A 15,538-nucleotide genomic window follows, 5' to 3' on the forward strand; every position below is an offset into this window, starting at 1 on the left:
GGTAACACAATGTTAAATCAACACATTATGACTCAAGTTTTCTCTACCATTGGTTTAATTGGCAAACCTCATCATGAAGGTGCCAACAACACACTTACTGCCCTATTTCATTGGCTGGCAGATCAATCTTATACCGTATTGGTAGAAGAACTTACTGGCCAACAACTGCAGATTGATAATCTCAATTTGGTGAGCATTAACGATTTAGGTGAGCAGGCTGATTTAGCTATTGTTGTGGGTGGTGATGGCAATATGTTGGGCGCAGCGCGAGTATTGTCGCGTTACGACATTGCGGTGCTGGGAGTCAACCGTGGTAATTTAGGTTTTTTGACCGACTTAGACCCGTTTAACTTTGAGCACCCACTAAAAGAAGTGTTACAAGGCCACTACGTGACTGAGAAACGCGGCCTACTAGAAGCCAAGGTGATGCGTCATAACGCGGTAAAAAGCCATAACAGCGCGGTGAATGAAGTTGTACTTCACCTCGATAAAGTCGCTACCATGCTTGAGTTTGAAGTGTATATAGATGATCACTTCATGCTAAGCCAACGCGCCGATGGCCTGATTGTTACCACTCCCACAGGCTCTACCGCCTATTCTTTATCTGCTGGCGGCCCTATTTTAACCCCAAATTTAGATGCGATAGCTTTAGTCCCAATGTTTCCACATACCTTGAGCTCTCGTCCGATAGTGGTTGATAGCCAAAGTGAGATTAAGCTTAAGCTATCTCATGAAAACAGCGACCACATGCACATTAGTTGCGACAGCCATGTATCACTGCCCGTATTGCCAGGTGACGAAGTGATTATTCGTAAGCAACAACATCCATTGCGCTTAGTTCATCCAAAGAGCTATGATTATTTTAAGATTTTACGAACAAAGTTAGGCTGGGGAAGCCGTTTGTTTTAAGTCTCGAGCAAACAATAACAAGGACGCCTACATTGACAACAACGCCAAGCCCACTCGTAAAACAGCGTAAAGAAGTGGTAGATATTATGCGCCAAATGCGCTTTGGCGATGTACTAGACGTACAATTTATCAAAGAAGGTAATGTACGGATTAAGTGCAAACTAATTGGTGTAGATGACGCAAACTTCCTTATTTTTGCAGTGCCTAAATCTGCTCAGCAAGGTCATCACGATGTATTAATTGAAGGTATGGCCTGTATTGTACGCTCAATTATTGAAGGTGAAGCCGGTCAATGCATCGCCTTTCGTAGCATCATCACCGACATATTCAAAAGCCCTAAACACTTACTGTTTGTAAAATACCCTACTGAAATAGAACGGTTTAGCTTACGTAAACAACAGCGAGCAACCACCCGTATTCCTGCAACAGTGACTCACCGTTCATCGGTTAGCGACCAACAAATAGAGAATGACTTAAGCTTCGACGGGGTCATTCTTGATTTATCAGCCGGCGGTTGTCGCTTTAAATTAGCCTGGCCCGAGAGTTACGGTAAATTTTTACTTAACGATGTATTTGTACATATTCGGGTTGCTGGTAAACCAGAAAGCGACACCATTATAGAAGGCACAGTAAAAAGCCAAAGCAAAGATGGCCACGATCAGCTAGCGATTGGTATTAAGTTTGATGGCCAAAGTGAGCTAGACCAACTGCTGGCTCATCTCGCTCTCGACGTCTAAAAAGTAGCATCTAGCTACAAACAATATTGATCTAGTAAATCCCACAATTGGTCAATTTCTTGATGGGTGTTGTAATGCATAAAACCAATACGCAATACCCCGCCCTTATTCAATATATCTAGCTGCTGCATCATACCTTGGGCATAAAAGTGACCATGCCAAGTCGCGATATTATGATCGGCTAGCATGCCCGCAATTTGCTCTGGAGCATGATTTGGCCAACGCAACGAAAACGTAGCGGTACGATTAGCTAAACGCTGATTACTGCTTTCCCCATAAAGCTGCGCATGCGGGTGTTTTGATAAACGCTCTAAAAAGTGGTGACTAAGTGCTTGCTCATGAGCATTAAATTGCTGATAGCTTTTCACCAAGGCACTGCGTAAATCGCCAGTATCGCTATTCCAGTGGGCTAAGTACTCAACGGCTGCAGTCATTCCGGCAATAGCTTCAAAACTTTGAGTACCAGTTTCAAAACGCCCAGGGCCAATATTGGTGGCAGGCTCGACTTTATAAGGCGCTAGATGCTCTAACCAAGGATCAGCTACATAAGCGATGCCTAGGTGCGGGCCAAAAAACTTGTAAGCCGAACACACTAGAAAATCGCAACCAAGCGCTTGCACATCTACTAAGCCATGGGGCACATAATGCACAGCATCAACATACACCATTGCGCCTACAGATTTGGCCTTTGCTATAACCCGCTGTAAATCAACGATGCTGCCACTGGTATTTGAAGCGTAAGTGATGGCAACGAGTCGAGTATTTTGGTTAATCAATGATTCAAAATGCTGGTAGTCAAGGTTACAGTTTTGCGGATCAATATTCACACTATGAACCCGAGCGCCTTTATCTGCGGCTGCGTGTTGCCAACTAGATACATTTGAATAATGATCGAGACGGCTAACAATCACTTCGTCATCACTTTTCCAATCGCGGCTAATAGCACGACTCAGTTTGAAAGTCAGTGAAGTCATATTGGCGTCAAATATAATATTGTTTGCACTAGGAGCATTTAACAAGGCTTGCGCTGATTCTCTGCCTGTTTGCAAAACTTGCTCTGTGCGTTTACTAACACTAAAAGCGCCGCCTAAATTGGAGTTGCCACCCAGTAAATAGTCAGACATAGCTTGAATCACTGAGCTGGGAACTTGTGAGCCACCAGGGCCGTCTAGAAATACCGGTGTGTGCCCTGCCCCATTAGCCGCTAGAGCAGGGAAAAGCAGGCGCGCTTGTTCAACAGAAAAACTCATTACTGATCCTTCGCGGTTAATACAAATACATCCATAAAGCCGGGCTCACTGGGGCGATGGGCGCGAATAGGCCGCGCGTAATGCCAAAGTTTACTGTCATCTAACAAAGCTACTTCACCACTGTCTAAGGCTAACGTCATAATCGGTGCCTGATGTTTATCTTTAAACACCATAAAGTCACCGCCATCAATGTTGTGCCGGCGGATCCCCACCACCGCAATGTGATTAAAACCATCTTGATGGACACCTTCAGGCGCAACGGGAGTGTCATTCTGCTGAGCAGCTATACGAATTTGGTGGATCTCGATATCTTGTTGTTCATCTAAGGAGTTAGCCTCAAGGAATAAGGAACACATTTCATGCATGCCTTTTGACGCAATAATCGCATCTTCAATATCTTCAAATTGGCGAACAACATCCCCTTGAAAGTGGTTCACTTGCTCACTTTGTACAAAGGCCCTTCCCGCTAAACGCTGCACGCCTTCTTTGGTAAGCCTAACCACGGAGTAACGACGCAGGCGATACTGACCATCGGCATGTTGAGTATGCGGTAAGTTATCAAAAGAAGAGGACAAATCATGCACGGCAGAACCGCTCAGGTGATTAAGTTGTAGTAAACAATCGGCGTGGGTATTCATAACTAAGGCCTAGTTAACAAAGTGATAACAACAACCTTAATACTGAAGCACTATAAAAACCAAGAAAAACAGCCGGATGATTCAACTCTAACTAAAAATTAAGAGTTAAATACCAATTTATATAATCAAAGCAGATCGTTAGTACCAAAAATTAACAAGCTAAAGACCATTTTAAGTAAGCTCAACCAACTTATCTATAAGCTGTTGATTTAATAAAAATTAATTTCGATATTTTATACTGTAAGCAAAAATGTCGGTACTTATCTCACTCAGTGAAGTGCTAGCACCTAAGCCTTGGTCTGCACTAAAGGATCGAATACTTTAATCAGCGTTAAACTACCTAAGCCAACAAACATAAAGCCCAACACAATGGGATAACAAGTATCGTTAAAGCTTAAGCCAATTAGGCTCCCAATCGGAATGGCGATTAAGGTAGAAAGGCAGGCGACAAAAGCTGAGCCCATACCAGCAATAGCACCAAGAGGCTCCATAGCGAGTGAGTTGAGGTTGCCAAATAAAATACCGATACAGAAAAACGCTGGTACCAAATACAACATCAACATCAATAGATGAGGCACACCATTACTAGCGAGCAATACCACACAAAACAAGCTAGTTAAAACAACGAGCCCCAGCAGAGCGTAAATAATCATTTTACGCATTCCCATTTTTAACACCATTCGTCCATTCACTAAGGACGCTACACCCACTGCACAGGCTGCAGCGGCAAACAATAATGCAAAGTTATCTGGTTGGTCATAAAGCTGAATAAACACCAAAGGCGCACTGTTCAAATAGCCCAGAAAACTGCCAAACACTAGCCCGGAAATAACCGTATAAACCAGTGCTGCTTTTTCTGCCAATAAAAACCTTAAGCCTTCAATAAAGCTTTTCACTGTTAGTGGGCGACGCTGTTCTTCTTGTAAGGTTTCTTCTTGGTAACGCCAAAACCAAAACCCAGTTGATACCGCCATAATCAGCAACATGCCAAAGATCCACCGCCAGTGAGCAACACTAATAATCAACTGACCAATGGCTGGCGCTAAAATCGGCACCACAATAAACACCGAAAAAACCACCGACATAATGCGCGCCATTTCTGCACCCTTTAGCTTGTCGCGTACTAACGCCATGGTAATGATTCGTGGTGCAGCTGCTCCCATTCCTTGTAAAACACGGCCAGCAATTAACCAACTAAATGATTCAGAAAACACGCATATTAAGGTGCCAACTATAAACAGCGAATAGCCCCAGTAGATAGGAGGTTTACGCCCTACAGCGTCTGACCACGGGCCATAAATAAGCTGGCCAATAGATAGGCCGATAAACAAAGAGGTGATTGTCCATTGAGCTTGCGCGGTTTGCGCTAGGTCGAAGTCGTTAGCAATGGTAACTAGTGCTGGCAACATAGCATCTACTGAGAGAGCAACTAAAGACATCATGCCAGCCAACAGCAAAATAAAAGCTTTAGTTTCCGTGTTCACTTTGTTCACCTGTTACTCCTTAATTCTACAGACAACAAAGCCTTATAACACGCGCTCCCAGCAATAGCGATAAGTAACTAAGTTCTGCCCATGTATCCTACATAGCACCTAATAACAGTAACTTAGATAGCGGTTAACACTAAGTAAACGCTTGTACTTAGAAGATACTATTTACTGGAAACATCTTTATCACCACTAAATAACATGGAGGTGAGAGCAATCACTGCAGAACCAAGCATCAATAATAATGAAACAGCATTTAGCACTGGCGTGGAGCCTTCACGTAAGCGGTCGTACATGGCAATGGTTAAGGGGGCATCAGAACCCACTAACATTAAGGTGGTATTGAAGTTCTCAAAAGACATTAGAAAACTCACTACTGCTGCGCCAATCAAAGCTGGCATGAGAAAAGGCAACACTACAGTAACAAAGGCCACCCATGGCCCGGCACCTAAATTTAGCGCGGCTTCTTCTAAACTAAAATCAAACTTTCTTAAGCGAGCTAATACCACCAAGGTAGATATCGTTGTAATAAATGCAACTTGACCAATAACCACCAAAATAAAGCCAGGACGTAACCACTCCAACTCCCAGCCCCACACATCCTCAACACTATTAGCTAAGCTGCTGCTTGCGACCAAAATTGCCACACCCAAAATGACGCCGGGGATGACTAAAGGTAATAGCAAACCAATGTATAACCAGTTTTTCCCCGGGAAATCAAAACGAATAAACAGCCATGCGTTGGCAGTTGCTAATACCAAAGAAAGTAGTGTTACCAAGCAAGCAATTGAGGCGCTCACTCCAATACTCGAAAGCAGCCCTTCATCATAAAAAATACCTAGCTTTGGCTCGGTTTGACCAACAAACCAATCCAAAGTGAACCCCTGCCAAGGCAAGGCCGCAAATAAGCTATCGTTAAAGGCAAACACCGCAACAATACTTAGCGGCAGTGCTAAAAAGACTAAAAAGCCCACCATATAAAATTGATACAGTGATTTAGCCGGCCCACGTAGTTGATGCAACATTCTTCGGCTCCGTTAACGACCAAGCGTGCGGCTAAAAGACTGACCGCTGAGTTTTAAGCCTAATGACACGACCAGTGAAGACACCACCAGTAACACCCCCCCAAACGCTGCACCAAGCTCCCAATTGAAACGGGTAATAAACTGGGTAAAGATTTGTTCGGTAAACCATAAGCTGTCTTTACCGCCTAACAATCGCGGCGTAAGGTAGTTGCCCAAGCACAGCATAAATACCATGATGCAACCGGAAACAATGCCTGGCATGGCATAAGGCACAATAATAGAATGAGTCACATTCCAACCATTGCCACCAAGATCGTAACCCGCCTCAATTAAGCTTTGGTCAAGCCCTTCTAATGTGCTCACCAGAGGTACAACCATAAACAGCATTGAGGTATACACCAGTCCAATTAGCATACTGACATCGTTATACAAAAACTCTATCGGCTGGTCGGTAAGGCCTAAGGCTAATAAGCCTTGGCTAATCACTCCCGATTCGCGTAGCAATATCATCCAACCGTAAGTACGTACTAACTCACTGACCCAAAATGGTAATAAACAACTGAGCAGTAGCAAGCGTTTACTTTTACCTTTAGCGACTTTGGCAATAAAAAATGCGACTGGAAAACTCACCAACAGGGTAATAAAGGTCGCCAATAACGACATCCACACCGTTCGCACCAAGGTTCGCCAGTACAACGGTTCTTCAAAAAACTGCTGATATTGATACATTCCAATACTGTCGCCAGCGGCGTAATCACGCTTAATCAGCGACAACTCAAACATTTGCAAATGAGGTAATACAATCAGCAGTACAAACCACAAAACAAATGGTAGCAATAACAGATAGAAACCTAAGCCTTTAGCTTTCACTACTTACCTCGCTGTGTATGCACATAGCTTGCTTAGCGTCCCAAAAAATCCTTAAGGTGCTTCCTACCACAACATTGTGTAGCGAGAAGCTCGCTCCCGGGGCTACTCGGTATAGGTCATTATGGTGAATATCACGAACGACTAAGGTAGAGCTTGCGCCGTCAAACAAACACTCCTCTACTTTTACGTCAAATTGGTTGTCGGCTTTTAGCTCTTGGCCAGCCTCGGCAATACCAATAGCCTCCGGTCGAACAAATACATCTACTGTAGACTTGGCCGACTGATTAATACTTGTTGCCACAATCAAATGCCTACCATGGGCCGTTTTTACTAAGGCTACATCTTGGCGTTGTTCGCATACCACTGCCGATAAAGCATTTGTTTGGCCAACAAACTTAGCCACAAAAGCACTACTTGGCTGGTAGTAAAGTTGCTGGGGGCTGGCAAGTTGTTCAAAGCGACCATTATTCATCACCGCCACTTTATCTGACATTACCAAGGCTTCAGATTGATCGTGAGTGATGTAAATAAATGTGGTGCCGAATTCCCGTTGCAGGTGTTTTAGCTCCACTTTCATTTTCTCGCGAAGCTTTAAGTCTAATGCGCCCAATGGTTCATCTAACAACAATAATCTGGGTTCTAATACTAAACTGCGGGCAATCGCAATTCGTTGTTTTTGCCCACCAGAAAGCTGAGCAATTTGCTTAGTTTGGCTGCCATCTAACCCTACCCGCTCTAATACATCTTTAATTTTACTGGCACGCTCTGATCCTTTTATACCGCGGCGCTTTAAGCCATAAGCGATGTTTTCAGCCACATTCATATTAGGGAATAAGGCTAGGTGCTGAAACACCATGTTCACCGGGCGTTTATTCGGCGCTAATTCATTCACTCGCTTTTGATGAATTCTAATTTCTCCCTCTGAGGGCGATTCAAAGCCAGCCAACATGCGCAACAACGTGGTTTTGCCACAGCCTGATGGGCCAAGAATAGAGAAAAACGAGCCAGCTTCTACCGAAAAGTTAAGTTGGTCTACCGCAGTAAAGTCTGCAAAGTGCTTTGAGAGTTGTTCACATTCAAGATCAAAGTTAGCGTTAGCCGCCATATAGGGTCCAAGATTTTACGAAGAGGTAACAAGATTTGGGGCACAAGGCCCCATCTTAGCTATTTGGCCGCTTGAACGCGGTCGAGTACTTTGCCTTCCATGGCTTCTAGGCCGGCTGGAACAGCTGGATACCACTTAATATTATCGATATCGTCACTGCTAAAGCTGGTATTAAATTGGGCTTTAGCCAACTCATTTACGTAAGCATCAGAGCCTTTAGACGCAGTAAAATTACCTGCTGATTCAGTAATTTTAGCGGCGACTTCAGGGCGCATAACAAAGTTGATCCACTTGTAGGCTGCATCAATCGCTTTCGACTTTTTAGGAATAGCAAAGGTATCAATCCAACCTAATGCACCAGATTTAGGCGCTACAAACTGAATGTTTTGCTGCTCACGATTGAGTTTCCAACCGCCAGCATCCCAAGCCATAGCAGCTACCACTTCGTTAGAACGCATCAAGTTCATTAATTCATCGCCACCCGACCAATACGTTTTTACCAGTGGCTTACAGTCAACCAAAGCAGTTTCAACTTTATTAAGTATTTGCTGGTATTTAACAGGGTCAGCATAAGCAGCAAATGGGTCTTCACCCAATGCAAAAGCAAAACCAATTAAGGTTGGGCGCTTCAAGCGGTAAGAAATCTTGCCTTCATATTGCTTTTGGCAAAGGTCGGTGTAATCGGCCACATCTTTGGCCATTTCACCATTAACCACTAAACCACTGGTACCCCATACATGAGGAACTCCAAATACCTGGTCGCCTACCGCAGTATTTTTCTTGGTAGCGTCAAGCATAGAGGTAATCATTTGTTGATGCTCAATACGGCTCAAATCAATCGGCTGATAGATGCCAAACTGTTGCTGTACGCCAGTAATACGATCTTGGCTAGGTTGAGCTAAATCAAACCCCGAACCACCAGTGGCTCGAAGCTTTGAAATCATGTCTTCGTTATTTGATTTAGTCACTTTTACTTCAATGCCCGTTTCCTTTTCGAACATATCAATCACTTCCTGAGGCGCATAGCCACCCCACGTTAATAAGCGAAGCGTTTCAGCACTCGTTTGCGCACTAACCATTGCGCCCATACTAAGTACCAAAGCACTCAGTGTTAAACGTTTATTCAACATAATCTCTTCCATGTGGTTCAAGGTGAATTGGTCTACCGACTTATGCGGCACAGATACAACAACTGTTTGATAAACATGCACGAATTTAATGACACTAATGTGACAGCTAAAAGCGTAGTAGCTAATTCCGAGAGAGTGTAGTGAGTTGAAATATTTTTTTATTAGAAAGTATATGAAAAGCACAAACCAGCCAAAATAGACAGCATAAGCAGCGGCTTCAACTAGTTTACCAACTAAGTAAGCTCTACCTCTTGTTCCTTACCTAGACAAAAAGCTGCAGCTATCTAGTAGCTGAATAAATGCTGAACTAGCTCAGTAAACTAAGGCAAAAAAAACAATAGCTTTCTCATAATTTAGCAAAATCTTTAAAAATGTCGCTTGCTTGAATAAAACTTGCACTATATATTTACACAGTTACTGTATGAATAAACAGGTATTAAAATGCTCACTCAATTAAGCGTACAAAATTTTGCCATTGTTCGATTTCTTGAACTCGATTTGAATCAAGGAATGACCACCATAACGGGTGAAACCGGAGCGGGTAAATCTATTGCCATTGACGCCCTTGGTTTATGTTTGGGTAATCGAGCAGAAGCCTCAATGGTGCGACAAGAAGCTGATAAGGCTGAAATTAGCGCACAATTTGACGTAAGCAATAACCAACGGGCTCAATTGTGGTTGCAGCAAAATGAGTTACTGAGTGATGACGAATGCATACTGCGCCGAGTGGTAACAAAAGAAGGTCGTTCCAAGGCCTACATTAATGGCACAGCAGTACCGCTTGCTCAGTTAAAAAGCCTTGGCCAATACTTAGTAAGTATTCATGGTCAACATGCTCATCAGCTATTGTTAAAGCCAAACCAACAGCTATCAATTGTGGACCAATATGCTGCCCATCCTCAGCTAATCGGTGACGTAAAACAAGCTTACCAAGGCTGGAAAGCGCTCTGTAACGAGCTAGAACTTGCCGAACAACAGCAAAAAGAGCTAGCTGCTCAGCGCCAGTTGCTTGATTACCAAGTAAAAGAGCTGGATGCTTTCTCCCTTCAAGAAGGCGAGTATCAGGATATCGAGCAACAACATCAGTGCTTATCACACAGTACTGAATTACAGCAAAGCAGCCACCAACTCACGCAATTACTTGGTCATGACGATCAAGTAAATGTTATGGATATGCTCAGCCAAGCTTGCAAAACAACCAGCCAACTACTTGAGCTAGACCCCAAATTAGAAACCATTAATAATCTCTTGCATGACGCGCAAATTCAGGTTGAAGAGGCAACTCAGCAGTTAGGACAGTATAGTGAGCAACTAGACTACGATCCTGAGTTATTTGCAGAGCTAGAAGAAAGGATGAGCCTTGCCTTGGAGCTGGCAAGGAAGCACCATACTTCACCAGAACAGCTTCCAGCTTTGCATCAAGATTTACTGGCGCAGTTAACTCAACTAAGCCAACAAAGTGAACGTTTTGAACATCTCGCAGATGAGATTGAAAGTGCTTGGCAGCATTATTTAAACAAAGCAAATAAGTTGTCGAAAAGTCGAGAACGAGCAGCCAATAGTTTAAGTAAGCAAATTACCAAAGAGATCCACAAACTGAGCATGGCCAAAGCCCAGTGTGAGTTTTCACTGCAAAGTGATGCACAGCAATTTACCAACGCTAACGGCATTGACCGAGTTGAACTGCTAGTACGAACTAACCCAGGGCAACCTATGCAAGCCATTGAAAAAGTAGCCTCTGGTGGTGAGTTATCACGTATAGGCTTAGCGATTCAAGTTATTTGCTCTGCCAGCATTCTCACCCCCACTCTAATTTTTGATGAAGTAGATGTAGGTATTAGCGGACCAACAGCAGCGGTTGTGGGTGGCATGCTTCGCCAGCTGGGTAAACAATGCCAAGTAATGTGTGTCACTCACTTACCGCAAGTAGCAGGCCATGGTCACCAGCAAATGTTGGTTAGTAAGCAGCAAAAGAAAAATGAAACGATCACCAACATGCAAACACTCAACGGTAAACAACGCTTAGAAGAGCTGGCACGCTTACTAGCGGGTGATGCAATTACTCCTTCAGCACTGGCAAACGCACAAGAATTGTTGATTGAGGACTAATTTCTTAGTAATCGATACTTCTTTTTAGGGCGGGGCTTAGTTATGATGCTTGCCTTAACAAGGAGCTTCCATTCCCATGCGTTTTTCAGCAAAAATTTTCGTTTTACTGGCCAGCTTAGGCCTTAGTGCCTGTTCAGCCTTCGACTGGATGGTATATAAAATTGATATCCCCCAAGGCAACTACATTGATGATGCCAAAGTTGAGCAGCTCCGAATTAACATGAGTAAAGAACAAGTACGCTTTGTTCTTGGTACCCCAATGTTAATTGATGCTTTTGACAAAGAACGCTGGTATTACCTGTATAGCTATCAAAGCGGTAATGGCGATTTTGAGAAACGTAACTTAGTGATTCAGTTTGTGAACGATCATTTAGCCTTTGTGGAAGGTGATTACGAAGTGAGTGATGAATTTATGCAGCCACTAGACGCTGGGTAAGTACTCCAATAAATAGTAAAAAGCCAGATAATCACATCTGGCTTTTTTGTCTCTAGCTTTCGCTCACTTTAGCTATTGGCCTACCACCCGTGACTTTACTGGCTCGCCCTTCCGCCTTTGCTCGCTCAGCACGAATTTTTCGTAACTCTTTGGGGTCGGCAATCAGTGGACGGTAAATTTCAATTCGATCACCATCTCTCAACGCTTGAGATAACTTAGCGGCTCTGCTAAATATGCCCACCGATGCGCTTTCTGGTTCAATTTCGGGAAAATGCTGCACAATACCAGATTGCTGAATGCCACTGAGAATGTCACAGCCCAGTTCAACTTTTAGCGCGAGTAATACTTGGTGATCAGGTAAGCCGTATACCACTTCAATATTAATTTGTTCAGCCACTACTAATACACCTGCTTTGCGCGTTCAACAAAGGCTTGTACCATGTTGCCCGCTAACTCATTAAATACCCGGCCAAAAGCTGCAGCGATTAACCGATTACTAAATTCAAAATTTAGATCTAGCATCACCTTACAAGCTTGTTCGTCCAGCGCAACAAAATGCCATACACCGGAGAGTGACTTAAATGGGCCGTCAACTAAATTCATATGAATAGACTGGTCTTCAGTAAGAGTGTTCTCAGTAACAAACTTGTTTTTTATTCCAGCTTTTGCCACACCTACCTCGGCCACCATTGATGATGGCCCTTCCTGTAAGATCTCGCTATTAACACAACCAGGTAAAAATTCTGGATAAGCATGTACATCGTTAACTAACTGGTACATTTGCTTGGCACTAAACATAACCAACGCACTACGGTTTACTTGCGGCATGAACCCACTCTTTCTTCAAATCTGCCAGCATTTTAACATTAGCTTGGCCTTTGCGCACATTATCAGTTTTAAAGCCCCGCAGCATGCGTATAATAGCGGCCATGAGCAAGAATAAATCAAAATCAAAAGTTGGTTCTAACACCATCGCGCAAAACAAAAAAGCGCGCCATGAGTACCGTATCGAAGACAAATTCGAATCGGGAATAGAACTACAAGGCTGGGAAGTAAAATCCATGCGGACCGGTAAGGTCAACATCGCAGAAAGTTATGTTTATGTTCGCGATGGTGAAGCCTTTATCTCGGGTCTAAATATTCAACCTTTGTTGTCAGCGTCGACCCATGTTGTTGCTGACCCAACTCGAATTCGTAAGCTGCTGCTTAATCGTCGTGAACTCGACAAATTAATTGGGGCAGTAGAACGTCAAGGTTATACCATTGTGGCTACGGCCCTCTACTGGAAAGGCTCTTGGGCCAAACTAGAAATTGGCTTAGCCAAAGGTAAAAAAGACCAAGACAAACGAGAAGACGAAAAAGATCGTGAATGGCAACGCACTAAAGACCGTGTGATGAAGCATAGCTTTAGGTAAGCAAACTGCGATTGAGTAAATAAACAGCGTTTAAACACTCGTGTATATCAGTATGTCTACGGCTTGTGTTAGAATGTTCTAGAAATTCCGGGGCTGAATTGGATTCGACAGGATCAGGAAGGCTTGTGGAGCATGTCGTGGGGCGGTTTGCCACGTAAAAAGCCGCAAAAAAATAGTCGCAAACGACGAAAACTACGCACTAGCAGCTTAATAACCTGTTAGAGCACTTCTACCCTAGCTTCCGCTTGTAAGACGGGGAATCATAGAAGTTCAAACCCAAACAAGATAGCGAGGGATGCTTTGACTAGAGAGCTGAACCGCGAAATAGAATTCTGGTGTGTTATTCAGTGGCGTGTTTGTTCGCAGCTGTCTAACGAGATTAAAGACAAACTAAGCATGTAGCGCCATTGGTTAGAATGGTTTTGGACGCGGGTTCGAAACCCGCCAGCTCCACCAATTCTACAAACGAAGACACCTTAGGGTGTCTTTTTTTGTGCCTAGCATTTATCGATGATAACCGCCCACACAACCAAGGCTTCAAGTCGTTTTAATATTCTACTGCCCTTTTGTTGATATTAATTGGTAAACTGCTGCTAACTTAGCACTCATACCAATAGCGCTGGGTTTACTGAACGCCCAACAGTGTCTTTGGGTTAATATAATGGTGGATTACGTGTTTCTTTTAGTAAGTTTTCTATGTCTTGCTATTTTTGTTTCTTTTCTATGTTCAATTTTAGAGGCGGTGTTACTCAGCGTCTCCCCTAGTTATATTCACCTTCAGCAGCAACACAACCCAAATGCTGCTGCACGCTTAGCCAAATTAAAAGCCAGCATCGACAAACCACTGGCGGCCATTCTCACTCTCAATACTATTGCCCATACAGCAGGTGCTGCTGGCGTAGGTGCTCAAGTCGCGTCTCTTTACGGATCCCAGTATCTTGCCGTTTCTTCGGCCATTATGACGATACTAGTGCTGGTACTATCAGAGATTGTGCCAAAAACCCTAGGAGTCACCTACTGGCGAAAACTCGCCCCTTTTGCCTCTTGGTTATTGCCAATAATGATTAAGGTTTTTTACCCTTTTGTGTGGTTAAGTGATCGCATTACCGCGCGTATTGGTAAACACGAAGAAGACTTCTCTAGCCTACGAGAAGAGATCAGTGCACTTGCCGAGTTAGGCCACCAGCAAGGTGTTATTGAACAAGGCGAGTCTCAAGTACTGCGTAATTTGTTGCAATTAGAGAAGTTAAAAATAACTGAAGTGATGACACCACGCGCGGTGGTCCATCGCATTGAACATAGCAGTAGCGTAGACGAGTTTATTGAATCTCATCTCGCCAAGCCATTTTCTAGGATCCCAGTTTATCAAGGTGATCGCGATAACATTGTGTCTTATGTACATAAACAAGACATTATGAGCGCAGCTCTTAATAAAGAAGGTAGCCGGCAAGTTGGTGAGTTTTCTAGAGAATTACTCATGCTCCCCGCCAGCGTAAGCATACGCCATGCTTATCAACGCCTGCTGCAAGCTCGAGACTTAATTGCAGCAGTAGTTAACGAATACGGCGAGGTTCAGGGCTTGCTCACCATGGAAGACATCATTGAAACCTTGTTAGGCCAAGAAATTACTGATGAAAGCGATGCAATTGAAGATATGCAGCGTTTGGCGCGTTTTCAATGGATACGTCGATTGCGCAGTAAAAAACAACGATATAGTCGTTAGTTATTAGCCCAATGTTATCATTCGGGTTAAGTCTAGTGTCTAATTACCCTGTAAGGGAATTTGGGCCTTAGACTCACCCGTTTGTTAGCACGCAAATCACAATAAGTGCTGTCACACTTTAGTGCTTAGCATTGCCTGCTAACCTAGTTCATCGCTAGCGTTATTTCTTAAGCTGCTCTTTGGCTGCCTCTACTTTCGAAAAATCTAAACCTAACTCATCTACGGCTTCTTTAATCAAAGCAGGATTTTGCATCACTTGCCCCATTAACATTTGAAGTTGTTCTTGAGGCAAACCTAATTGGCTAATGGTAGCCATAGCCGCAAGAGGGTTTTGCGTCAGCACTTCAAAAAGTTCACTAATCTGTTGGTCGCTAATAATGTTCTCTCTCAACATCGCAAGAATCGGGTTCATCACACTACCTTTAAACTAAATAAAATAGGCCGACAGTTTAGCGTTTCAGATTGGGGATTGACTAGTGCTATCAGCAATAAGTGCATAGGAGGGCTGTTAAAGCATAAACTAGTCACGTAACACATGTAAAAAAGCCAGCAACTCGCTGGCTTTTTTTATACCTGCTGTCCCGTCCGGAAATAGGTTGACATAAAGAGGACGTCTTTATGACAACACCCATTAACTCAAGCCGTAAGCGCACACAACGAGATTACACCTTAGCCTTTAAATTAGGTGTTGTAGCGCGCATCGA

Annotated in this window: 17 protein-coding genes and 1 other RNA gene; 8 read left to right on the forward strand and 10 right to left on the reverse strand. The window is 43.6% G+C overall.

The features are described 5' to 3' along the window. Window positions 1-27 precede the first annotated feature (27 nt). The gene (nadK, locus tag FFR00_RS20340; RefSeq protein WP_137675271.1) at window positions 28-909 is read left to right on the forward strand and encodes an NAD(+) kinase; all 882 of its coding nucleotides are present in this window, start codon (window positions 28-30) and stop codon (window positions 907-909) included. A 32-nt stretch (window positions 910-941) separates the two neighbouring features. Continuing rightward, window positions 942-1,646: a flagellar brake protein gene (locus tag FFR00_RS20345; protein WP_137675256.1), complete on the forward strand. Its 705-nt coding sequence runs from the start codon at window positions 942-944 to the stop codon at window positions 1,644-1,646. A 14-nt stretch (window positions 1,647-1,660) separates the two neighbouring features. Here the strand turns inward: FFR00_RS20345 and FFR00_RS20350 are convergent, their stop codons facing one another. The 7 genes from FFR00_RS20350 to FFR00_RS20380 all read right to left on the reverse strand — a co-directional run bounded on the left by FFR00_RS20350 (window position 1,661) and on the right by FFR00_RS20380 (window position 9,151). Then, complete coding sequence (locus FFR00_RS20350) at window positions 1,661-2,896, reverse strand: cysteine desulfurase-like protein (protein ID WP_137675257.1); 1,236 nt, start codon at window positions 2,894-2,896, stop codon at window positions 1,661-1,663. Beyond that, window positions 2,896-3,534 (reverse strand): 2OG-Fe dioxygenase family protein, encoded by a 639-nt coding sequence (locus FFR00_RS20355; protein WP_137675258.1) that lies wholly within the window; start codon window positions 3,532-3,534, stop codon window positions 2,896-2,898. The genes FFR00_RS20350 and FFR00_RS20355 overlap by 1 nt, the downstream gene beginning before the upstream one ends. A gap of 287 nt (window positions 3,535-3,821) precedes the next feature. Then, a complete protein-coding gene (locus FFR00_RS20360) occupies window positions 3,822-5,027 on the reverse strand; it encodes a multidrug effflux MFS transporter (protein ID WP_137675259.1) in 1,206 nt (401 codons plus the stop codon). A gap of 158 nt (window positions 5,028-5,185) precedes the next feature. Further along, window positions 5,186-6,046, reverse strand: a complete 861-nt coding sequence (locus FFR00_RS20365) for an ABC transporter permease (protein ID WP_137675260.1) — start codon at window positions 6,044-6,046, stop codon at window positions 5,186-5,188. A gap of 12 nt (window positions 6,047-6,058) precedes the next feature. Then, a complete protein-coding gene (locus FFR00_RS20370) occupies window positions 6,059-6,916 on the reverse strand; it encodes an ABC transporter permease (protein ID WP_137675261.1) in 858 nt (285 codons plus the stop codon). Next, window positions 6,906-8,021, reverse strand: a complete 1,116-nt coding sequence (locus FFR00_RS20375; protein ID WP_137675262.1) for an ABC transporter ATP-binding protein — start codon at window positions 8,019-8,021, stop codon at window positions 6,906-6,908. The genes FFR00_RS20370 and FFR00_RS20375 overlap by 11 nt, the downstream gene beginning before the upstream one ends. Window positions 8,022-8,080: 59 nt before the next feature. Continuing rightward, window positions 8,081-9,151, reverse strand: coding sequence for an extracellular solute-binding protein (locus FFR00_RS20380; RefSeq protein ID WP_137675263.1), 1,071 nt, complete (start codon window positions 9,149-9,151; stop codon window positions 8,081-8,083). Window positions 9,152-9,592: 441 nt separating this feature from the next. Between FFR00_RS20380 and recN the strand changes: the two genes are divergently transcribed. Together recN and FFR00_RS20390 are read left to right on the forward strand one after the other, a co-directional pair. Beyond that, on the forward strand, window positions 9,593-11,260 hold the full coding sequence (recN, locus tag FFR00_RS20385; RefSeq protein WP_137675264.1) for a DNA repair protein RecN: 1,668 nt from the start codon (window positions 9,593-9,595) through the stop codon (window positions 11,258-11,260). A gap of 76 nt (window positions 11,261-11,336) precedes the next feature. Next, a complete protein-coding gene (locus FFR00_RS20390) occupies window positions 11,337-11,696 on the forward strand; it encodes an outer membrane protein assembly factor BamE (RefSeq protein ID WP_137675265.1) in 360 nt (119 codons plus the stop codon). A gap of 52 nt (window positions 11,697-11,748) precedes the next feature. Here FFR00_RS20390 and FFR00_RS20395 read toward each other — a convergent pair whose 3' ends face one another. Together FFR00_RS20395 and FFR00_RS20400 are read right to left on the reverse strand one after the other, a co-directional pair. Beyond that, window positions 11,749-12,093 (reverse strand): RnfH family protein, encoded by a 345-nt coding sequence (locus tag FFR00_RS20395; RefSeq protein WP_137675266.1) that lies wholly within the window; start codon window positions 12,091-12,093, stop codon window positions 11,749-11,751. A 2-nt stretch (window positions 12,094-12,095) separates the two neighbouring features. Next, window positions 12,096-12,524 carry an SRPBCC family protein gene (locus tag FFR00_RS20400; RefSeq protein ID WP_137675267.1) on the reverse strand — a complete coding sequence of 143 codons (429 nt, stop codon included), beginning with the start codon at window positions 12,522-12,524 and terminating at the stop codon, window positions 12,096-12,098. 101 nt (window positions 12,525-12,625) lie between these two features. Between FFR00_RS20400 and smpB the strand changes: the two genes are divergently transcribed. From smpB to FFR00_RS20415, 3 genes are all read left to right on the forward strand, one after another. After that, window positions 12,626-13,111, forward strand: a complete 486-nt coding sequence (smpB, locus tag FFR00_RS20405; protein WP_137675268.1) for an SsrA-binding protein SmpB — start codon at window positions 12,626-12,628, stop codon at window positions 13,109-13,111. Window positions 13,112-13,200: 89 nt separating this feature from the next. Beyond that, window positions 13,201-13,567, forward strand: a transfer-messenger RNA (tmRNA) gene (gene ssrA / locus FFR00_RS20410). A gap of 217 nt (window positions 13,568-13,784) precedes the next feature. After that, window positions 13,785-14,834, forward strand: coding sequence for a CNNM domain-containing protein (locus tag FFR00_RS20415; protein WP_137675269.1), 1,050 nt, complete (start codon window positions 13,785-13,787; stop codon window positions 14,832-14,834). A gap of 160 nt (window positions 14,835-14,994) precedes the next feature. Here FFR00_RS20415 and FFR00_RS20420 read toward each other — a convergent pair whose 3' ends face one another. Continuing rightward, on the reverse strand, window positions 14,995-15,246 hold the full coding sequence (locus FFR00_RS20420) for a DUF2999 family protein (RefSeq protein WP_137675270.1): 252 nt from the start codon (window positions 15,244-15,246) through the stop codon (window positions 14,995-14,997). Window positions 15,247-15,452: 206 nt separating this feature from the next. On the opposite strand from FFR00_RS20420, the gene FFR00_RS20425 reads away from it, so the two are divergent. Next, a partial coding sequence (locus FFR00_RS20425) for a valyl-tRNA synthetase (RefSeq protein ID WP_137672878.1) occupies window positions 15,453-15,538 on the forward strand: 86 nt, incomplete at its 3' end.

Source organism: Agarivorans sp. Toyoura001, from assembly GCF_005405585.1.
Lineage (GTDB): Bacteria > Pseudomonadota > Gammaproteobacteria > Enterobacterales > Celerinatantimonadaceae > Agarivorans.